General features: G+C 54.8%; 17 protein-coding genes. 6 read left to right on the top strand and 11 right to left on the bottom strand.

Translation table 11 applies throughout. The features are described 5' to 3' along the window. Positions 1-78: 78 nt before the first annotated feature. From SIB88_RS18570 to SIB88_RS18590, 5 genes are all read right to left on the bottom strand, one after another. The gene (locus SIB88_RS18570) at positions 79-1,434 is read right to left on the bottom strand and encodes an HlyD family type I secretion periplasmic adaptor subunit (protein ID WP_068518769.1); all 1,356 of its coding nucleotides are present in this window, start codon (positions 1,432-1,434) and stop codon (positions 79-81) included. After that, entirely contained in the window at positions 1,431-3,572 is a 2,142-nt protein-coding gene (locus SIB88_RS18575; RefSeq protein WP_412558771.1) for a peptidase domain-containing ABC transporter, read from the bottom strand. The genes SIB88_RS18570 and SIB88_RS18575 overlap by 4 nt, the downstream gene beginning before the upstream one ends. Continuing rightward, positions 3,569-5,290 (bottom strand): peptidase domain-containing ABC transporter, encoded by a 1,722-nt coding sequence (locus SIB88_RS18580; RefSeq protein ID WP_068518767.1) that lies wholly within the window; start codon positions 5,288-5,290, stop codon positions 3,569-3,571. The genes SIB88_RS18575 and SIB88_RS18580 overlap by 4 nt, the downstream gene beginning before the upstream one ends. Positions 5,291-5,489: 199 nt before the next feature. Beyond that, positions 5,490-5,897, bottom strand: coding sequence for an RNA-binding S4 domain-containing protein (locus tag SIB88_RS18585; protein WP_410177007.1), 408 nt, complete (start codon positions 5,895-5,897; stop codon positions 5,490-5,492). Positions 5,898-5,992: 95 nt separating this feature from the next. Beyond that, on the bottom strand, positions 5,993-8,833 hold the full coding sequence (locus SIB88_RS18590) for a helicase-related protein (protein WP_068518766.1): 2,841 nt from the start codon (positions 8,831-8,833) through the stop codon (positions 5,993-5,995). Positions 8,834-8,986: 153 nt separating this feature from the next. Here SIB88_RS18590 and SIB88_RS18595 point away from each other — a divergent pair, with 153 nt between their 5' ends. Beyond that, a complete protein-coding gene (locus tag SIB88_RS18595) occupies positions 8,987-9,295 on the top strand; it encodes a hypothetical protein (protein WP_156480863.1) in 309 nt (102 codons plus the stop codon). A gap of 31 nt (positions 9,296-9,326) precedes the next feature. Beyond that, positions 9,327-10,088 carry a hypothetical protein gene (locus tag SIB88_RS18600; protein ID WP_068518765.1) on the top strand — a complete coding sequence of 254 codons (762 nt, stop codon included), beginning with the start codon at positions 9,327-9,329 and terminating at the stop codon, positions 10,086-10,088. 23 nt (positions 10,089-10,111) lie between these two features. Here SIB88_RS18600 and soxR read toward each other — a convergent pair whose 3' ends face one another. Beyond that, entirely contained in the window at positions 10,112-10,570 is a 459-nt protein-coding gene (soxR, locus tag SIB88_RS18605; RefSeq protein ID WP_082817795.1) for a redox-sensitive transcriptional activator SoxR, read from the bottom strand. Between the two features lie 115 nt (positions 10,571-10,685). Here soxR and SIB88_RS18610 point away from each other — a divergent pair, with 115 nt between their 5' ends. Then, positions 10,686-11,276 carry an NADPH-dependent FMN reductase gene (locus SIB88_RS18610; RefSeq protein ID WP_412558772.1) on the top strand — a complete coding sequence of 197 codons (591 nt, stop codon included), beginning with the start codon at positions 10,686-10,688 and terminating at the stop codon, positions 11,274-11,276. Between the two features lie 220 nt (positions 11,277-11,496). On the opposite strand, the gene SIB88_RS18615 is transcribed toward SIB88_RS18610, so the two are convergent. Continuing rightward, positions 11,497-11,823 (bottom strand): HPF/RaiA family ribosome-associated protein, encoded by a 327-nt coding sequence (locus SIB88_RS18615; protein WP_068518762.1) that lies wholly within the window; start codon positions 11,821-11,823, stop codon positions 11,497-11,499. Positions 11,824-12,135: 312 nt separating this feature from the next. Here SIB88_RS18615 and htpG point away from each other — a divergent pair, with 312 nt between their 5' ends. The 3 genes from htpG to SIB88_RS18630 all read left to right on the top strand — a co-directional run bounded on the left by htpG (position 12,136) and on the right by SIB88_RS18630 (position 15,740). Then, positions 12,136-14,016 (top strand): molecular chaperone HtpG, encoded by a 1,881-nt coding sequence (gene htpG / locus SIB88_RS18620; protein ID WP_412558773.1) that lies wholly within the window; start codon positions 12,136-12,138, stop codon positions 14,014-14,016. A gap of 155 nt (positions 14,017-14,171) precedes the next feature. Further along, positions 14,172-15,506, top strand: coding sequence for a deoxyguanosinetriphosphate triphosphohydrolase (locus SIB88_RS18625; RefSeq protein ID WP_412558774.1), 1,335 nt, complete (start codon positions 14,172-14,174; stop codon positions 15,504-15,506). Positions 15,507-15,509: 3 nt separating this feature from the next. Further along, the gene (locus SIB88_RS18630; RefSeq protein WP_412558775.1) at positions 15,510-15,740 is read left to right on the top strand and encodes a hypothetical protein; all 231 of its coding nucleotides are present in this window, start codon (positions 15,510-15,512) and stop codon (positions 15,738-15,740) included. A gap of 107 nt (positions 15,741-15,847) precedes the next feature. On the opposite strand, the gene SIB88_RS18635 is transcribed toward SIB88_RS18630, so the two are convergent. The 4 genes from SIB88_RS18635 to xth form a co-directional block, all read right to left on the bottom strand. Then, positions 15,848-16,045 (bottom strand): YqaE/Pmp3 family membrane protein, encoded by a 198-nt coding sequence (locus tag SIB88_RS18635; protein WP_068518759.1) that lies wholly within the window; start codon positions 16,043-16,045, stop codon positions 15,848-15,850. A 30-nt stretch (positions 16,046-16,075) separates the two neighbouring features. Beyond that, on the bottom strand, positions 16,076-16,840 hold the full coding sequence (locus SIB88_RS18640) for an OmpA family protein (protein WP_228194417.1): 765 nt from the start codon (positions 16,838-16,840) through the stop codon (positions 16,076-16,078). 585 nt (positions 16,841-17,425) lie between these two features. Further along, positions 17,426-18,268, bottom strand: a complete 843-nt coding sequence (locus SIB88_RS18645) for a hypothetical protein (RefSeq protein ID WP_114112998.1) — start codon at positions 18,266-18,268, stop codon at positions 17,426-17,428. A 182-nt stretch (positions 18,269-18,450) separates the two neighbouring features. Next, the gene (xth, locus tag SIB88_RS18650; protein WP_068518756.1) at positions 18,451-19,248 is read right to left on the bottom strand and encodes an exodeoxyribonuclease III; all 798 of its coding nucleotides are present in this window, start codon (positions 19,246-19,248) and stop codon (positions 18,451-18,453) included. Positions 19,249-19,286: the final 38 nt, after the last annotated feature.

The following is a 19,286-nucleotide window of genomic DNA, read 5'->3' on the forward strand; positions in this document are numbered from 1 at the left end:
ACCCTGACACATGCCAGAGTTTTGTGCGGCCAGGCAGTAGAAATGGTTTCGGCATTTCCAGCGGGACCAAATGAAAGCTCATCGTTCTTTGAACGCCTGATCAAGCGAGACATACACAGGTTTCAGCAAATACTGAAGAAGGGTACGTTCCCCGGTCTGGATGTCTGCCTGCACAGTCATGCCCGGTATGATCCGTTGAGCCGAAGCGCCTTCACCAACCATGTCGGTATCAAGCGCGACCTTTCCTTTATAATATGGTTGTCCTTCCTCATCAATAAAAGTAGATGCAGAGATCGATACCAATTCGCCGGAAATACCACCATAACGTATAAAGTCAAACGCACTGACCTTGACCGTCACCGGCTGCCCGAGATGGACATGGCCGATATCTTCGGTCGAGATGCGGGTTTCCGCAATCAGGTCATCATCAACCGGCACCAGTTCCATCACGATCTGGGCCGGGGCAATAACCCCGCCGATCGTGGTGAATTGCAGGCCCTTGATGTAGCCACGCGTGGGCGCAACAATTTCAAGGCGGGCAACACGATCACGCAATTTGCGCAATGCCTCGCGGGTCTGGGCAATTTCACCGCCCAGTCGGCCAAGCTCGGTAATTGCTTCTTCGCGCTGGCTTTTTTCAAGTTCATTCAGACGCAGCTTGGCCTCGGCAATGGTTTCGCGGGCCCGGGCCTGTTCGGCAACGACCCCTGAAAGATTGCCCTGGGCTTCGTTCAGTTCGCGCTGGATATTAAGGAACAGCACCTTGGAGTTCAGCCCCTGCTCATAAAGCGAACGGCGCATGGTGACTTCCTGGCTTAGCAAATCAACCGATTTGCGAAGCGTTGCTTCCTGTTCACTGAGCTGGGCAAGTTCGGCGTTGCGTTCCTTGATCTGAACCTGAAGGATTTCGTTCTGGTTGCGATCAAGTTCGGTCTGGATGTTATAGATTTCCTGCTGATTGCGTGCGAGTTCCGGATATTGCGCAAGCAGGCTGGCAAAATCCGGGTCGCGGCCTTCGGCAAGCGCACGATAGCGTTCCGCTTCGAGCTGAAGGTTGCCAAGCTTGGTTTCCGTCTGGGACAGTTCGGCCTGCGCGCCGTCGGCCTTGAGCCGGACAAGAACCTGGCCTTTTTCAACAAGATCGCCGTCACGCACCATGATCTGTTCGATGATGCCGCCTTCAAGATGCTGGATCTTGTTGACCGCACCTGTTGGCATCACCTGGCCAAATGTAATGGCCGTTTCCTTGATCTCGGTGGTGGCAGCCCAGGCAACAAGCGCCAGAAAGCCCACCGATAGCAGCACCATGGCCGAGCGGATAAAGACCGAAATACCGCCTTCTTCAAGCAGCACGGCATGCGAAAGATAACGCGCCATGCGACGGGACCGGCGGAACCGTTCAATCGCAGTATTCTGCACAGCTGCATCACTCATAGGTAGCCTCCGTCTATCACCTGTTGCTTGATCCGTTCGGGCGGGCCGTCGCCGCGCAACTGTCCGGCTTCAAGAACAAGTATGCGGTCGGCCAGATCAAGGTGACTTGGCCGATGGGTAATCAGGAAAATGGTCGACCCGCCACGCAACCGGTTGATTGTGTGCTGAAAAGCGCGATCGGCGCGCTGGTCCAGACCGTTGGTCGGTTCATCAAACAAAATGATCGGGGCTTCACGCACAAAGGCGCGTGCCAGTGCCAGCCGTTGCAGGAAGCTTGCTGAAAACCGCGAGGAATGCTGATCACCGACACGGGTATCAAACCCGTCGGGCAAGGCTTCGACTTCCTGCAAAATGCCCGCAGACATGCACGCCATGCGCAGGTCATCAGGCGACGCCACCGGATTGGCCAGACGCAGGTTCTGGGCGATCGACCCCCGGAAAAATTCGATATCCTGCGGCACATAGGAAATGGCCTGACGCAGGGTTTGCGGATCCATCTGGCGGATATCCGCCCCGTCGATCAGAACCGCGCCGGCCTGGGGCTGATACATGCCGGCCACCAGCTTGATCAGGGACGACTTGCCCGCGCCATTGGCCCCGACCACGGCAACGACCTGTCCGGGTTTGATGTCAAAATTGACCCCGACCAGTGCCGGATCGGAATCCGAGCTGTAGCGGAAACTGACGCGCGAAAACGTAATCGCCCCCTCAAAGCGGCGCTGTTCGACCGAACGCGGCACAAGATCGCCTTCGGGCTGAAGGTTCATCAGCCGGTTGATCTGGCGGACACTCCCGCGCAACTGTGCCAGACGCGGTAAACCAAGGAAGGCCTGGTTGATCGGCCCCAGAACACGCCAGGCCAGCATCATCGAGGCCACAAGCGCACCGACACTCATTTGCGCATTCATCACCTGGTCCGCACCGAATGCCAGAACCAGCGCGCCCGCAGAAATCATCAGGATCTGGGCTGATGTGTTGATGATATTATTGACCATCGAAACCCGGAACCCGGCATAGGCCGTATCGGCCGATATGTCGCGGAACCGTGCCAGCCAGCGCTTTTCGGATGCGGTATATTTCAGAACCGACATCTTGCCGACCGTTTCGACCAGGAATTCCTGGCGGCTGGCCCCATGACGGCCAAGCTCGACCACCCGGCGTGAAACAACCGGAAAGGCAATGACGCCGATCAACAGGAAGACCGCCATCAGGACAATCGGAATGATTGCCAGCCAGCCCCCCAGATAGAACATGGCAATCAGGAAGATCGGCACAAACGGCATTTCAAGCATCACCATGGCCATCGGCCCGGTAAAGAATTCACGCACACTTTCAAAGTCGCGAATACGCGAAATCTGTACCCCGACCGGTGCCCGTTCGGTAAAGGTCGGCGGCAACGACAGCAACCGTTCAAAGATCGCGCCACTGACCAGCGTGTCAAGACGGGCACCAAAATGACTGACGATCTGACTGCGCAAGGATCGCAGGATCCAGCCCAGAACCATGACGATCACGATCCCGATTGAAAACTGGATCAGCATCGGAATGGACCGGGTTCCAATCACCCGATCATAAATGCCCATAACAAAGACCGGCGTTGCCAGTGCCATGATGTTGAGAACAAGCGTAAGCAGCAGCAGCTGATAACCGAGCGAGGAAAACCGTGCGGCAATGCCGCCAAACCAGCCGCGCTTGTCATCTTCGAAATAGCGGGCCCGGCGATCGGCCATCGTGAATTGATAGAGCTTGCCCGGCAGCGAAGACGACCGGATGACCATTTCACGATCCGTTCCGCCATCAAAAACCCGGATACCGTTATCTTCGGGGCGAATGACCACCAGTGCGGTGCCGTTATCGGGCACGAACAGGCAGGGCATCATGCGTTCGTCAATCTGATCGAAGGTCGCGTCAATTTCGCGCGACTGATAGTTCAGATGCGCAAGAACGTTGCGGAAATCGGTGATATCAAGCGTCTGGTCCAGATGCGGCAGGGCTTCTGCGACCTGGCGGGGCAACCCGCGCCAGCCAAGTGCCTGAAGCAGCGGCCAAAGACAGGCATCGAAATCCGACTGGGCATCAATGCTTGCCATTCCCATGCGATAGCCCAGCGCATAGTTCATGTTTTCGAGCTGTTTCATTGTGCCCCCGTCTCTACTGGTGCACTGAAGTTCGATTCCGCACGGGTAACGCGGGCATTGCTGCGCTTGAGAACCGGCACAAGATGATGGTCGACAATCCGGTATTGCTTGTTTGCCAGCGCAATCAGCGACGGTCGATGCGACACCATGACAAGGGTGCAGTGCTTTTTCAGTTCCAGCATCAGACTGGCCATGATGTTGTCACCGGCCATATCAAGCGAACTGTTGGCTTCGTCAAACAGCACGATGCGCGGATAATCAATCAGTGCTCGCGCAACCGCGATACGCTGCTTCACGCCACGCGGCAGTGTTTCGGATGCCTGTCCGCCGACTTCGGTGTCATAGCCTTCGGGCATGCGCATGACAATGTCGTCAAGGCCAAGACGACGGGCAATTTCAACCACCCTGTCCACACCGATTTCCTTGCGGAAGCCGGTAATGTTTTCAAGAATGGTGCCCTTGAACATCACGCCATGTTGCGGCAGATAGGCGATCTGACGGCGCGTTGATTCCGCCGTATAGTCAGACGGATTTTTGCCATCGAGCAATATGTCACCACTGTCAGGGCGCAATGCCCCCATCAAAAGCCACAGCAATGTGGTTTTGCCGGTCCCGTTATCGCCGGTGATCGCCACTGAATCCCCCGGTTCAACCACCAGATCAAGCCGGTCAAAGATCTTCTTTCCGTCGGCATGCGAAAAGCCCAGATTGCGCAATTCGATCTTGCCTTCAAGCAGCGGCATTTCCGCGGTTACCGCGCTGTCTTCGGGTTTGATTTCAAACAGTTCATTGACGCGCTGACGGGCAACACGGATATTCTGGAACTGTGTCCACAGGCTCATGGCGCGCTGCAATGGCTGGATCGAGCGCCCCGACAACATGGTGCAGGCCGCAAGTCCACCAACGGTCAGGTCACCATTGATCACCAGCACACTGCCGATCGCGGCAACCATCACCATGGTCAGCATCGAAAAGGTTGCACTGGCATTGACCGCCGCATGGGCCGAACGCGCCGCAATCAGGTCATCACCCGAACATTGTTCCTGAAGCTGTTCATGACGGCGCACCATCAGGTTTTCCATCGCCATCGACTTGATGGTGTGAATGCCCGTAAGGGTCTCGATGATAAAGTTATACCGGCGTTCGTCAGACTGGCTGCGCTTGTCCAGGGCGGCACGCAACTGATGGCCCAAAATCATCGCGGTCAGAAAGAAGGCAAGCAATATGCCGACAGGCACGGCAACAAGCACCCCGCCAATAACCGCAATCAAGGCCAGAAACAGTACGACGAATGGAAGGTCCACAATCGCGCCGATCGCCTGACCGGAATAGAAATCGCGCAGCAGATTAAGACTGTTCAAACGCTGAAGATGCAGCCCCGGTGCGGTTTTGTCATAGTCGATCAGACTTGCCGAAAGCAAATGACCGACGGCCTTTTGCGAGCTTTCATGTTCGAATTTCGCCGCCGACAACGAAGAAATATAGGCTCGGCCAAGACGCAGCACAGCCTCGATCAAAAGAGCGCCAAGAACGCCCAGGATCAGCAAAGTAAGCGTCGGTATGGAATTATGCGGCAGGACACGGTCATAAACCTGAAGCAGGGTAATCGGCAGCGCAAGCGACAGCAGATTGATCACCAATGCGGCAATCAATAGCGAAAAACGGCCGGTGCGCAGATGCGACAATGTCCCGATATTCAAGCCCGGACGACGTGTCATAAAGCGGGGATGCTCCAGGTTATGCAGAAAATACCATCCTAAAGTGGTGATATTATACCATCAGATAGGATACATAGCCGATCACTAATCCCAGTGCAAGAAATTCGTGCACCAGACACAACCGGATAATTTTGTATTCTTGCCATCCTGGCGTTAAGTCGCAGAGATCACCTAAATATCAGAAAAAACTTAAAAAGTCCTAGCCGACATCCCTGTCACCCCGCAGCCGGTCAAGCGCCCGGCGCTCTGCCTTGGTCGGACGTCCGGCACCGGCTTCGCGTTCCGCAACCGGTGCGGTTCGTATATCTGACGCAACTGCCTTTTTCGGTAATCTTGGGGGGGAATGGTCGACATACAAGCCCTGGGCTTCCGGGGCGGGCCCGCGACGTTCGCCAAGGGCGATGACTTCGACCACACGCAAATGCGGCCCCTGAAAGAACTGCAACCGGTCACCGGCGACGACCGTGGCACTTGCCTTGGAGACGGACTGACCATTCAGAACGATATGCCCGGACTGGCAGGCTTTGCTGGCCAATGACCGGGTTTTGTAAAACCGGGCATGCCAAAGCCATTTGTCGACCCTGAGCTTTTCTGACTGTTCGTTCACAACCATCCGATCCTGCATCAAGTGATTATAAAGACATAGAACGCAGAACGGCGACCCGCAAGGATCGCCGTTCAATTCCGATTTCCAGGATGCTATCAGCCTTTGGCTTCGAGCATCTCCTTAAGCTTGGCAAACGGAGAATCTTCGTTGATCTGGTTGCCTTTGTCCGGGGCCGGGCCACGTCCGCCCGGCTTGCCACCGCGACCACCCTTGCCGCCATGGTTCGGACGGTTGCCGCCCTTGCCCTTGGGACCGCCTTTGCCGCGTGCATCCTGACGCGGACCGCGCTGCTGACCACGACCGGCACCGCCACGCTTGCGGCGATCAACACGGACAAAGTATTTGACCTCGACCAGCTCATCGCCATCCGCATCGGTTTCCGCGGCCTCGGCCGGGGTTGCTTCTGCAGTGTCGGTGGATGCGGCGTCATTTGCCGGTGCTGTTTCGGCGCTTTCAGCCGGTGCAGCTTCTTCGGTTTTGACTTCGGCATCGGCCTTGGCGGTTTCTTCGGCCTTTTTCTCGGCTTCCTTGGCAAGAAGTTCGGATTTCTTGACCTTGGTTACCTCGGCACGCCAGCCAAGAGCGGTAAATACGCCTTCGGCCTGCTCGACCGTGCAGCCCAGAAGTGACAGCAGATCGGGATCAGGACGTACCTTGCCGTCGTTTTCACGGGCCTTCTGACGCAGAAGGGCTGCGAAACGTTCAAGCATGTCCACACGTGCCGCAAGCGGACCAACCGGCATATAGCCAGCAGCAAGGTAAAAGCCCTTGGAATTGGCACGATCGTTCGGAACCGATGTCCGGCCTGCCGGTGGCAATTCCGGAAGCGCATCCAGTTCACGGGCAACCGCCCAAAGAATGCCGCGCAGCTCCACCGGATCGGGTTTGAGCGCATCAAGCACATGGACGGTTTCAACACCCAGACGCACGCCAAGTTTGGCAAGCGCCTTGCGGTCTTCGTCCGACAGGTCCTTGACCAGGCTTTCAAGTTCCGAGCGCGGAACACAGCCCAGACCTTCGTTCAGCTGGAACAGAAGACCGCGAATCGGACCGGACAACTGACAATCGCGCAGGCGGGTCAGCATTTTAAGGCGCGCTTCGATATGGGCATTGACGAAATTCTGCAAACGGGTGCGCACACGCTCACGTGTCGGACCGTCAAAGAACTCGCTGTCGATCACCTGAACTTCGGGCGACAGAACTGTGTCACCTTTTTTCAGCACGCCAACCTGCGCACCGTTCCAAAGGACATCAAGCTGCCCATTCACCGCGAACTTGTCGTCTTCGTCGGTTTCAAGTTGTTTGACACGCTGGGCGATTTCGCCGGTCAGCGCGCGACGTGCGGCACTGGCAATAGCCTTGCCTTCGAAAGCAGCATCGGTTTCATCAGGGATGAAACGGAATCCATCAAGACGGCCGACAAATTCACCTTCGACCTGTACTTCACCATTCGCAGTGATGGTAGACATGAGTTCAGACTTGTCCTTGAGACTTTTCAATAAAACCGAGGTCCGTCTGTCAACGAACCTTTGGGTCAGGCGTTCATGTAGCACATCTGAGAGCTTATCCTCAATGGCCCGCGTGCGTTCCTGCCAATGATTGGCATCTTCGAGCCAGTGATGCTTGTGCGATACATATGTCCAGACGCGAATACCTGCCAAACGTGATGACAACTGATCGATATCACCATCATAACGATCCAGACGCAAGACTTGTTCGCCCAACCAGTCGATAGGCAGTTTGCTTCCGGGTTTCGCAAGATAGCGATAGATAGATGTTAGCAGCCTTGGATGGGCATCGGTATGGATATTTCTGAAGTCGGGAATCTGGCAGACTTCCCACAATAACTGTACACGATCCGGGGCCGAGGCAATGCGCGCGACATCTTCGTTATGCGCCAGATGATCGAGCATGATTTCATCGACCGGCTCGCGCGCCAGAATAAGGGTCGGGTCATCCGACCGACGGCGCAAGGATTTCTGCAACGCATCCACAGACCGGAAATCAAGCCGCGCATTCCGCCAGAAGACTTTGGCAAGCGGCTCGAACTCGTGGGCTTCGATCTGTTCGATGATGTCGGGATCAATGCCCGAAAGGTTGCCGGTAACCCCAAATGTCCCGTCATTCATGTGACGGCCGGCACGCCCGGCAATCTGCGCGGTTTCAGCCGCCGTCAAACCGCGATTGAACTTGCCGTCAAACTTGGTCAGCGCGGCAAAGGCAACGTGGTTAAGATCAAGGTTAAGCCCCATGCCGATGGCATCGGTCGCAATCAGGTGTTCGACCTCGCCATTCTGGAACATTTCGACCTGGGCATTACGGGTGCGCGGGCTCAGCGCGCCAAGAACCACCGCAGCCCCGCCCTTTTGACGGCGCACAAGTTCGGCCACCGCATAGACTTCCTGTGCCGAAAAGGTCACCACAGCCGACTGGGCCGGAAGGCGCTGGATCTTCTTCGATCCGTTATAGCTTAGGGTCGAAAAACGTTCGCGCCGGTCAAATTCGACATTATCAACCAGCTTGCGGATCACCGGGCGGATGGTTTCCGCCCCCATGAACATGGTCTCTGAGCGCCCGCGCGCATGCAACAGCCGGTCGGTAAAGACATGCCCGCGTTCGGGATCGGCACACATCTGGATTTCGTCAATTGCCAGGAAATCGACCTGCTTGGCCACAGGCATGGCTTCGACGGTACACAGGAAATAGCGGGCGGTTTTCGGCAAGATACGCTCTTCGCCGGTGATCAGCGCCACCGCCCCCTTTCCGACCTTGGCCACTGCGCGATCATAGTTTTCACGCGCCAAAAGCCGCAACGGGAACCCGATCATCCCGGTCGTATGCGCCAACATCCGTTCCATGGCCAGATGGGTCTTGCCGGTGTTGGTCGGCCCCAATATGGCAAGGATACGAGGACCGGTTCGGGTTGAAATCTGCATCAAACTTTTCCAATCGACAGCCCATTGATCAGGACCATCGCAATCTTTGGGCCTTTCAACACGCGAACCGGCGCAATGTCAAGCTTTCAGCAAAGTTCGTCACATCGTGTTTCCTCCCCCGTCAACACCCCAAACCATTTGCAGGAGGCCCCGATGAGCAACCCCGATTCTGACGACGACAACGAAGGCCAGGCAGGCACATGGCCATCAGTCGCTGCAAAGGCTGTCAAACGTCAAGTCGAGCCAGAGTGGGAAGAAACCAGTCAAACAAAACCAGTCGACCCTCACAATCCAAACGTTGAACCAGAACTTCCTGCGGATAATGAAGATTGGGAATATTGGTGGCGCAAGCTCCTCCAGCCACCGGCAAAACAGCATAAGCCCGGCTTGCCGAATATCGGTCTCGGACCTTTTGACGCCCCGCTAAAGGAATGGCGTCTATTCCGACGCCCCAAGATCTGACACCCCCAGTACGTACTAGGACCAACACCGAATGATTGTTCTGTTCAAAGTATCGACGCGTGAAAAATTTAGCCCTTTCATCCCCGGTCCTGAAACCGCTGGATACTTCAATGCATGGCGATTTGGCATCGCCAAAGTTCCTGATCAGGATTTCGGGCGCGGCGTAGAAAACTGCTTCAAATGCCCATGCTGCGAGCGCATCTTACCCACCGTATTTGCAGAGGCTGATCATCTGTTTCCCAAATCGGCGCTGCTTCAGGCACTCACTGGTGCCACCTATGCCGGGTGGCGGCGGTTTACAGAACTCGCAAACGAGGCAAACAAAAAGGATAACTATGTCTCGCCGGACGGAAACGTAGCGAACTTGAAGCTTGGTAAATCGGTCTTGCGTCTGCCTGATTACGACAACCTGACCGGGATTCTCGCCGACAACTCGGACGAGGGTTACGAACTTATCAAGGCGATCTACACGACCCCAGACGCCATTGAAAAAGACTATGATTCCGACGAGGTAAAGGTTGCCCACTGGGCAATGTCGGGGATTCAAAACGATAGCGGCATCGTACTCGATAACAGCGGAACAGAAATCCTATTTGCCGACCTTGCCGCCTTTGACATTACGAACATCGCGTTCCTTTGTTCCGTTTGCAATCAAGCCAAGAACAAAGACTTCTTCCCTGCTCACAAGGGGTTTCGAACGCGCATCAACCAACAAAAGCAGCTTGTCCACATTACCAAGGGCAGCATCATGCTGAGCAACTCGGGTAACACCTATATTGAGCAACGCAATTAGGTACTAACGCACACTGAGTGTCACTATTTCCCGTGTTCGAGCAACGGTGCCCCTGGCCCATCCTTTGCCAACTCATCTGCCGGGTTGCGCAGCGGGCAATCTGATATCGACAGGCATCCACAGCCAATACATTGCCCCAACTGATCACGAAGCCGGGTCAGTTGATCGATCCGCTCGTTCAAGTCATCGCGCCATTGCGAAGACAGCTTTTCCCAGTCCTTGGCATTGGGGACCGTGTTATGGGGCAACTTGTCAAAGGCTTCTGCAATTTCAGAAAGCGGTATCCCGGTTTTCTGGGCGACCTTGATGATGGCAAGCTTGCGCAACACGCCGCGGTGAAACCGGCGTTGATTGCCATCGGTGCGGATCGAACTGATCAGACCTTTGCGTTCATAAAAATGCACAGCCGACACCGCAATCCCGCAGCGGCTGGCGACTTCCCCGACGCTCAGATAACGCTGCAATACACCGCTTCCGGCCATTTCCCCCTCCTGCATCCTGCCTTCTGACAGGTATCGAATTTCATTGTTGACCTTAACATTAGTTGAGGTTCTAGAAGCTTACGCATTGAAGCGAAATTATCAAGGTGTCAAATCCGTGAAAGAAACATTCAATGTCACCATCATCTATGGCAGTGCACGAGAGGGGCGGCTTTGTGACATGGTTGCGCGCTGGGTACTGACAACACTTGGATCGGATCGCGATCTTTCACTTGATACGATTGATCCGGCTGTCCTGAACCTTCCGGCGGCACATACGCGTGCAGAACATCCGGGCATTGATGAACTGCACACCGCCCTTTCAGAGGCCGATGCCTTTATCGTCGTGACACCGGAATACAATCACAGCTTTACCGGCGAGCTGAAATTGCTGATTGATGCAGCCAAACAGCCATGGCGTCGCAAGCCGGTCGCCTTTGTTTCCTATGGCGGGATGTCAGGGGGATTGCGCGCCGTCGAGCAATTGCGTCTTGTCTTTGCCGAACTTCATGCCGTGACCATGCGCGATGTGGTGAGCTTTGCAAACGTCTGGGACCGTTTTGACGAAGACGGAAACCCAATCGACCAGGAAAGCACAAACCAGGCACTGCATCACATGGTGGGCGACTTGAAATGGTGGGCCGGCGCATTGCGTGATGCCCGGTATCCGAACAGCAGTCAGCAGCTTCGAAGCGCTGTTGCATCCTGACCGATAAAAACAGCTAAAACCCGGCAGGCGAAAGCCCGATATCCGTCCGACTGCGACTTTTGTGCTTTGCCCTTCTCGCGCCACCACCGCATTTGCCGAAAAACCGCAAGATCAGGCTCAAACAAAATCAGCCCCCAAAAGCAAAACGGGGCGACCATAAGGTCGCCCCGCCAATCAATGCCGGTCGGTCATCATCATTCGACCATCACCGGTCGGGTCATTAATGGTTACGCATCTTGTCCGCATAATCCTTGAGCTGTCGGCGTGCGGCCTGGAAACTGTTTTTAAGCGCGACATAGACATCTTCATGGGCATGATCAGCACTGTCACGCTTTACCATGATTTCCTTGCCCGGCACATTGATCCCGAAATGTACGGCGAAACGGTTACCGTGGTTATGGGAAGCTTGGGGTCGTTCCACCACAACATGACAACTGGTCATGCGATCGAAGGTTTCTTCCAGTTTTTGCACCTTGAAACGGATACGCTCGTCAAGCGCATCAGACTGATCAACATCACGGTAGGTGATTTGAACGGGAACCTTCATGATACGGCCTCCTGTTTAAAGCCTTGGACGCAAAGCAGGGCGTTGCACCCTGCCGTTTACCCCCGGTCCATTTGCTGTCCCGGGAAATTCAGGAACGCTTGGGTTTTGGTTTCGCGCCCCTTTTGAAAAACCGTCTATATCTATACTTAGGATACAGGACTTGCGCTGCAAGGTGCGTTGACGCATATCAAGCGCGGTCAGTAGCAATAACAGGTCACATTGCTATTTCGTGTAGCCCGTTGAAGTGTTGCAACTTCTGCCGATTGCGGGGAAGTTCAACAGACGCTTGAAACAAAGGAGAATAAAGAGGTCATGACGGAAGAAAAAATGCGGTTCGAGGCCGAGGTCAGCCGACTGCTCGATATCGTTGTCCATTCGCTGTATTCAAACAAGGACATCTTCCTGCGCGAGCTGATCTCCAACGCTTCGGATGCGTGCGACAAATTGCGTTACGAAGCGATTGCCAAACCGGAACTGCTCGCAGGCGACGCTGAATTCAAGGTCCGCCTTCTGACAGACAATGTCCGCAATGTTCTGACGATTGCCGATAACGGGATCGGGATGAACAAGGAAGACCTGATCGACAATCTTGGCACCATTGCCAATTCCGGCACTGCCAAGTTCCTTGATGCGGTCTCCAAATCCGACAATCCGAAGGATGTCGACCTGATTGGTCAGTTTGGTGTCGGTTTCTATTCCGCCTTCATGGTGGCAAACCGGGTTGATGTCGTAAGTCGCAAGGCCGGCGAAGACCAGGCATGGAAATGGTCATCGGACGGCAAGGGCGAATACACCATTTCCGAAGCCGAAATGGAAGGCCGCGGCACCCAGATCACCCTGCATCTGACCGACGAGTTCAAGGAATTCACCGAGGAATACAAGCTCCGCCATATCGTCAAAACCTATTCCGATCATATCGGCATTCCGGTGGTTTTGATGAAGGCTGATGGTGACGAGACCCTCAATGAGGCATCCGCCCTTTGGACCCGTCCGAAATCCGAAGTCACCGAGGAACAGTACAAGGAATTCTACAAACACAATTCGCATGCGTTTGATGATCCCTGGAAAACCATCCACTATCAGGCCGAAGGCGCGATTGAATATACCGGCCTTCTTTACCTTCCGACCATGCGGCCGTTTGATCTTTATGATCCGCAGCGCAAAGGCCATCTGAAACTTTATGTCCGCAAGGTCTTCATCACCGAAGGTGCCGACGAATTGCTGCCGCCATGGCTGCGTTTTGTTTCCGGTGTGGTCGATAGTCAGGACCTGCCGCTTAACGTCTCGCGCGAGATGTTGCAGCACAACCCTGTCCTGACCAAGATCAAAAACGGCCTGACCAAAAAGGTCCTGTCCGAACTGGAAACTGCCGCCAAGAAGGACGCCAAAGGGTTTGACACCTTCTGGGAAAACTTTGGTGCCGTGGTCAAGGAAGGGCTTTACGAAGACCAGTCCAACCGTGCGCGCATCCTCAAAATCGCCAAGTTCCGTTCGACCCATGGCGATGGCTGGACCACGCTTTCGGAATATGTCGAACGCATGAAAGAAGGCCAGAAGGCCATCTACTATATCAGCGGCGAAGATATCGAAGCCCTGAAACGCAGCCCGCAGCTTGAAGGCTTTGCCGCCAAGGGGATCGAGGTCCTGCTTCTGACCGATCCGGTCGATGAATTCTGGATGCCGTCAGTTGGCCAGTTTGAAGAAAAGGACTTCAAATCGGTCACCCGTGGCGGTGCCGATCTCAATGACGTCAAATCCGATGACAAGGATGACGCCAAGGACGAGAAAAAGGATGATGCCGCCAGTGACGCGTCACTGGATGCATTGATCGCATCGATCAAGATCGCCCTTGGTACCGGTGTTAAGGACGTTCGGGAATCCGATCGCCTGACCAGTTCGGCCTGCTGCTTGATTGCCGATGAAACCGGCATGGATCTGCGGATGGAACGGTTGATGAAGCAGCATAACCGCGTTGATGAAATCAGCCCGCGTATCCTTGAACTCAATCCGAAGCACAGCCTGATCAAAAAGCTGTCTGACATTGCCATCAAGGATGCCGAGGCACCGATTCTCAATGACGCGGCCCAGTTGCTGCTTGATCAGGCCCGCATTCTCGAAGGCGAAGCCTTGCCCGATCCGGTCAGCTTTGCCCGTCGTCTGGACCTGATCATGGAAAAGGGTCTGGGTGCATAATCCAGCCCGCCCACCGACATTGCGAACGGCGCATCCCCGGATGCGCCGTTTTCTTTTGCATATCGGCAAAATTTAAAATGCTTATTTACCAACAACGGGCATAAAGGCCCCACATTTGAAAGAAGCTCGGAACCGACGGGAAGGCCCAAAACACCATGACTGCGATGATGAACTGGCAAAAACTGTTGTCACCCGCACGGCTTGGCACCCGTCATTCAAGTGTCGGCGCTTTTGGCCGGTCCGATTTTCACAAGGATTACGACCGCATCATTTTCTCTGCCGCGTTCCGGCGCCTGCAACGCAAGACCCAGGTTCACCCGTTGCCCGAAAATGACAATGTCCATACCCGCCTGACCCACAGCCTTGAAGTTTCCTGTATCGGCCGGTCGCTTGGCCTGATGGTTGGTCATCGTCTTTCGGAAAAGGGCAGCCTGCCTGATACCATCGACCCCGATCACATGGCCGCCATCGTTCAGGCCGCCGCCCTGTGTCATGATATCGGCAACCCGCCATTTGGCCATGCCGGTGAATATGCCATCCGCCAATGGTTTATCGATGCCGACCCGGCCTTTACCGGCAGCCTGTCCCGCGAACAGTTTGCCGATCTGACGACCTATGAAGGCAATGCGCAAGGGTTCCGGCTTTTGACCAACAAACGGACTGGTCTGTATGATGGGGGGATGCGGCTGACCTATGCGACGCTGGCAAGTTTCCTGAAATATCCGTGGTCGGCATCGGGAAGCCCGTTTCCCCAGAAAAAGAAATTCGGGACATTCCAGAAGGAATTCGCACTGCTTGAGGAAGTGGCCGATGCCACCGGTCTGATCCGGACAAGCGATCAGGCATTTTGCCGCCATCCGCTGGTTTATCTGGTCGAGGCCGCCGATGATGTTTGCTATGCCCTGATTGATATCGAAGACGGGGTCGAGCTTGAACTGGTGGAATTCGAGACGCTGGAAAAGATGCTGCGCCCCTGTATCGAAGGGGACCTTCCCGCCGAATATCACCGCGAACAGAATATCAGCCGCAAGATATCCTTCCTGCGCGGCAAGATCATGTCGGGTCTTCTTGATGCGCTTGTCGATGCCTTTGTCCGCCACGAAGAAGAACTTCTGGCAGGTGTGTGGAAAGATGATCTTCTTGCCTGTGCCGATGGCCCCTATAACGAGCTGATCGCCACTGCCAAGTCATTCTCGGAGAAACAGATCATCCTGAACCGCCGCAAGGTCCAGATCGAGGTCGGCGCCTTTGCCCATCTTGAAACCCTGCTTGAGACATTCTGCAAAACCGCACTTGAAGTCCACAAAGCCCGATCCGAAGCAGACATTCCCTATCGGGCCGGACGTGTTCGGGAACTGATCGGCAATGATGCCATGCCGATCGGAGCGTCGCTTTATGATCTGTGTCTGGTGATCCTGGATTATGTATCGGGCATGACCGATGATTTTGCCGCCCGCCTTGCGCGCGACATTGGCGGCGGTCAGCACTGATCAATGTGGATGCTTGGCCCCTTTATTGCGCGCTATCGCAGACGGACCGCCTTTATTGCCGCAAGCGCGATGGCTGCCGTCATTTACGGGCTGGTTGATCAAAGTACCCGTCCGGAAGTTCAGGCATGGTATTGGCCCGCCGCCCTTGCCGTGACGAGCTTTATGATCACCCGGCTGGTTGTGTCGCGCCTGATCGGGCGTTTTGTCGGCGGGGTCAGACGCCATCTGCGTTGATGCCAGCGGCCCCGACCACACGTCCGGACAATCAAAAAGGCAGGCCCGAAGGCCTGCCTTTATTCTTGGGAATGTCTGTTTGGCCCATATGGGGCAAACACAGTCAGTTAGTCCTGACCGCCACCCATGGCACTGCTGATTTTCTTGTCAGTATTGTACTGACTAAGCGAATAGACAGCCCAGATCGCCGCCGGTACCCAGCCGATCAGGGTAATCTGCAAAATCAGGCAGATAACGCCTGCGATTGGACGCCCGATGGTAAAGAACAGTAACCAGGGCAGAAGTAGTGCGATCAAAAGACGCATGGATGAAATCCCCTTGTTGCGTTGACGTGCTTACATGCTGTCTTTGAAGGTGACAACAACGACACGGTTACCCTGTTCGGCCACACCGTCTTCGGTTGCGACCGGAACATTGGCTTCGCCGCTGATGCTGATCGCAAGCTTGCTTGCCGGAACACCACCATCACGAAGCGCCTTTACAACCGCATCGACACGCGATTTTGCAAGAATATCGTTATACATTGCATCGCCGGCACGGTCGGCATAGGCAACCAGGCTGATCGCAGCCGGGTCGTATTTGCCATATGCTTCGACAATCCCGTTAATGACCGACATAGCTTTGCCGTCAATTGTGGCACTGTCAAAGCCGAAATAGACATTCATCGGAACCGGCATTGCCATCGCGGCAACCGGGGCCGGTGCGGTGTCGATTTCAGCCTGAACAATTGCCAGCGCCTGATAGAAGGCGGCACGGCAATTGTCGATGTCTTCCTGCTGAATGTTTTCTTCAAGTTCCTGCAACCAGCAATCAAAGCTTGCCTGTGCCCGTGCAGCAGCCGTTGCGGCCTTTTCACGGCCACCGGCATCAAGTGCCGCCAGAAGGTCGCTGCGCGCGACTTCGACTTCACCGGTGCTGCCTTCAGGCAGGGAACGTTCGGAAATCATCTGCGGGCCGGTATCCTGGCTCATTGCAGCCATTTTGGCACGGCTGGTGAAGTACCGCGCATCCGCCCAATCGGCTTCGTCATATTCTGCCTGGGCAAGGTCGGCGTAATTCTGATGGAGGGCTGCGTCAAATGCCGACCCTTCGTCAGCCATCTCACGTACCCCTGGAATGTTCATATTTGCACACGCGCTCAAGAAGGCAGCGGCGGACACAACAGCGAGCAGTTTAGCTTTCATCGGTATTACTCCTTGTCTGACCGACATTTTGATCCCAATCCCAATTTTTTGACGGTGATGTTGGCGTCATCATGTGACGGATTTTTACATGCACCTGACAGGTCGTTTTTGCCTGTCTGTTTTTCCATGTTCTGTTTGCCATCGATCAGATCCCCGGTGCCTCAGATCCCGGAACCGACCCCGAATAGAAGGATGTGAAACCAGTTCATATCCCGAACGCATCATCACAACATGGACGGGGATATAATTACCCCTATCCAAGGATATATAGAAGTCAATTTCATGAAAAAAAGCAGTGGGATAGAGAAAATTCACAATCTTCATACTTCACGGTCGAACACAGACCATTGATCCCGCGCGATTTTATCCCGCCCCATTCCCCGAACAGGTCACAAGCTGTTGCAAAACGCATAAAAAAGCCTGACCGGGCGTTTACCCGATCAGGCCATGATTGATTACATGATTGATTATATGTCCCGGAAATCCGGCAGAAAGAAAAGATCAGTCGGACGATCCGCCAAACAATCCTTTGACAGCCCCGCCAAGCGCATTGGCGCCGTCTTTTAGTTTCTCGCCACCTGTTCCGGCTGCACCGCCAACGGCACCGACTGCACCGACAACGCCCTTGCCAAGATCACCAACACCTTGCAGCAGACCATCAACATTAAGGTTTGAAACCGCCTTGAACACCGATGCGTTGATCGCGGTCAGGATTTCACCGGCAACTTCGGCCGGCGTTGCGCCGTTATCTTCCTTGCCAACGTCCTTGAGATGAATTTCCGGAAGATTGGCCGACAATGACTTGCCCTGAAGCAATGCAGCGGAAACACCGACATTGCCGTTGCGCACATACACATTATCAATGATGATTTTGGGCCCGGACGCGGCGTCTTCGCCAGCAGCACTGTCATCTGTGCCCTGACCACCGGACGGACCGGAAACACGATGGACAAAGCTTTCCACGTTGCGCTGAATGGTCGCGATGTTGGAACTGCCATTGCCAAGTTCATAGGTCACACTTGGCGCATCCACCACCACTTCGATGATGCGGATGGTGTCGCTGGTCAGTGTCGATCCATCAAGACGTACCGAAATATTGCCAAGTGAAAAGGCATGGTCGGTTTTGTATCCTTCGGGATTGCCGATCACCAGCCCCTTGATGGCCGCAGTATTTTGCGTTGTCTCGATCGATACGGCATCGACCGTCACATCCGCAAGGGTCACCCGCGTTCCGGCCTTTTCGATCGTCGTTTTCACGATGTCATCAAGATTGACATAGACATAAACAAGCCCGCCCACGACCAGTACGATGATCGCTGCCAAACCAAACAGTATCTTTTTCATTGCCCGTATCCTGCGTAATTAGTCATCGAAACGGTGCGACATTGACCTTATGGGCACCTGTCCTGCTTCATACTCCCCAAAGAGTTGCGCTGATTGGCAGGACAATCAAGTTATTTCAAATGACAAACAGCGGGCCGGATGACCCGGGCCCGCTGTTTGGAAGTGTGATGGTCCAGCCGTGATTACAAATTGAATTCGACAACCACCGGTGCGTGGTCGGACGGCTTTTCCCAATCACGCGCAAGGTCATAGACCGATGCGGTGCGGACCGTGCCGGCCATGTTCGGTGTCATCCAGACATGATCAAGACGGCGTCCCTTGTTGCTTGCACGCCAGTCGCGCGCCCGGTAGCTCCACCAGCTGAAAAGCTTTTCGGGTTCGGGCACGACTTCACGAACCGAATCAATGAAATCGCCGGACTGACGGAACTTTTCGAGAATTTCGACCTCGATCGGGGTGTGGCTGACGACACGCAGAAGCTGCTTGTGCGACCAGACATCATTTTCCGACGGCGCGATATTGAAATCCCCGACCAGAACCGCCTTGCGGTTCGGGTCTGCGGCACGCCGATCGGACCACCAATTGGTCATTTCATCGATGAAGGACAGTTTGTGGGCGAATTTTTCATTGATCGCCGGATCCGGTTCATCACCGCCTGCCGGGATATAGAAATTGTGAAGCTCGACACCGTTTTCGAATTTCGCCATGCAGTGGCGGCGATCTTCCTTGCCACAGAAATGAGTGATGTCGGTTTCAACGAAGGGCAATCGCGATACGATTGCCACACCGTTATAGCTTTTCATGCCATGGTTATGGCGATGAACATACCCGGCGGCTTCGAATGCCTCATGCGGGAAATGTTCATCCGGGCATTTCAATTCCTGAAGGCACAATGCATCGGGTTGCTGGTCTTCGAGAAACCGGACCACCTGTTCGATGCGCAGGCGCACGGAATTGATATTCCAACTTACAATCTTCAAAACGGGCTCCGTTCAAGTCTTGTTGGGGAAAGGCCCCT

This window comes from Thalassospira sp. MIT121401, from assembly GCF_047125595.1.
GTDB lineage: Bacteria > Pseudomonadota > Alphaproteobacteria > Rhodospirillales > Thalassospiraceae > Thalassospira > Thalassospira povalilytica.

What these genes read in the sequence shown, in the direction of transcription:
- SIB88_RS18645 (WP_114112998.1), bottom strand. Translation starts at nt 18,268, where the DNA reads ATGAAAAAGATACTGTTTGGTTTGGCAGCGATCATCGTACTGGTCGTG.
- SIB88_RS18595 (WP_156480863.1), top strand. Translation starts at nt 8,987, where the DNA reads ATGAGCAACCCCGATTCTGACGACGACAACGAAGGCCAGGCAGGCACA.
- SIB88_RS18630 (WP_412558775.1), top strand. Translation starts at nt 15,510, where the DNA reads ATGTGGATGCTTGGCCCCTTTATTGCGCGCTATCGCAGACGGACCGCC.
- SIB88_RS18590 (WP_068518766.1), bottom strand. Translation starts at nt 8,833, where the DNA reads ATGCAGATTTCAACCCGAACCGGTCCTCGTATCCTTGCCATATTGGGG.
- SIB88_RS18635 (WP_068518759.1), bottom strand. Translation starts at nt 16,045, where the DNA reads ATGCGTCTTTTGATCGCACTACTTCTGCCCTGGTTACTGTTCTTTACC.
- SIB88_RS18640 (WP_228194417.1), bottom strand. Translation starts at nt 16,840, where the DNA reads ATGGCTGACGAAGGGTCGGCATTTGACGCAGCCCTCCATCAGAATTAC.
- SIB88_RS18600 (WP_068518765.1), top strand. Translation starts at nt 9,327, where the DNA reads ATGATTGTTCTGTTCAAAGTATCGACGCGTGAAAAATTTAGCCCTTTC.
- SIB88_RS18625 (WP_412558774.1), top strand. Translation starts at nt 14,172, where the DNA reads ATGACTGCGATGATGAACTGGCAAAAACTGTTGTCACCCGCACGGCTT.
- SIB88_RS18575 (WP_412558771.1), bottom strand. Translation starts at nt 3,572, where the DNA reads ATGAAACAGCTCGAAAACATGAACTATGCGCTGGGCTATCGCATGGGA.
- SIB88_RS18570 (WP_068518769.1), bottom strand. Translation starts at nt 1,434, where the DNA reads ATGAGTGATGCAGCTGTGCAGAATACTGCGATTGAACGGTTCCGCCGG.
- htpG (WP_412558773.1), top strand. Translation starts at nt 12,136, where the DNA reads ATGACGGAAGAAAAAATGCGGTTCGAGGCCGAGGTCAGCCGACTGCTC.
- SIB88_RS18580 (WP_068518767.1), bottom strand. Translation starts at nt 5,290, where the DNA reads ATGACACGTCGTCCGGGCTTGAATATCGGGACATTGTCGCATCTGCGC.
- SIB88_RS18615 (WP_068518762.1), bottom strand. Translation starts at nt 11,823, where the DNA reads ATGAAGGTTCCCGTTCAAATCACCTACCGTGATGTTGATCAGTCTGAT.
- soxR (WP_082817795.1), bottom strand. Translation starts at nt 10,570, where the DNA reads ATGGCCGGAAGCGGTGTATTGCAGCGTTATCTGAGCGTCGGGGAAGTC.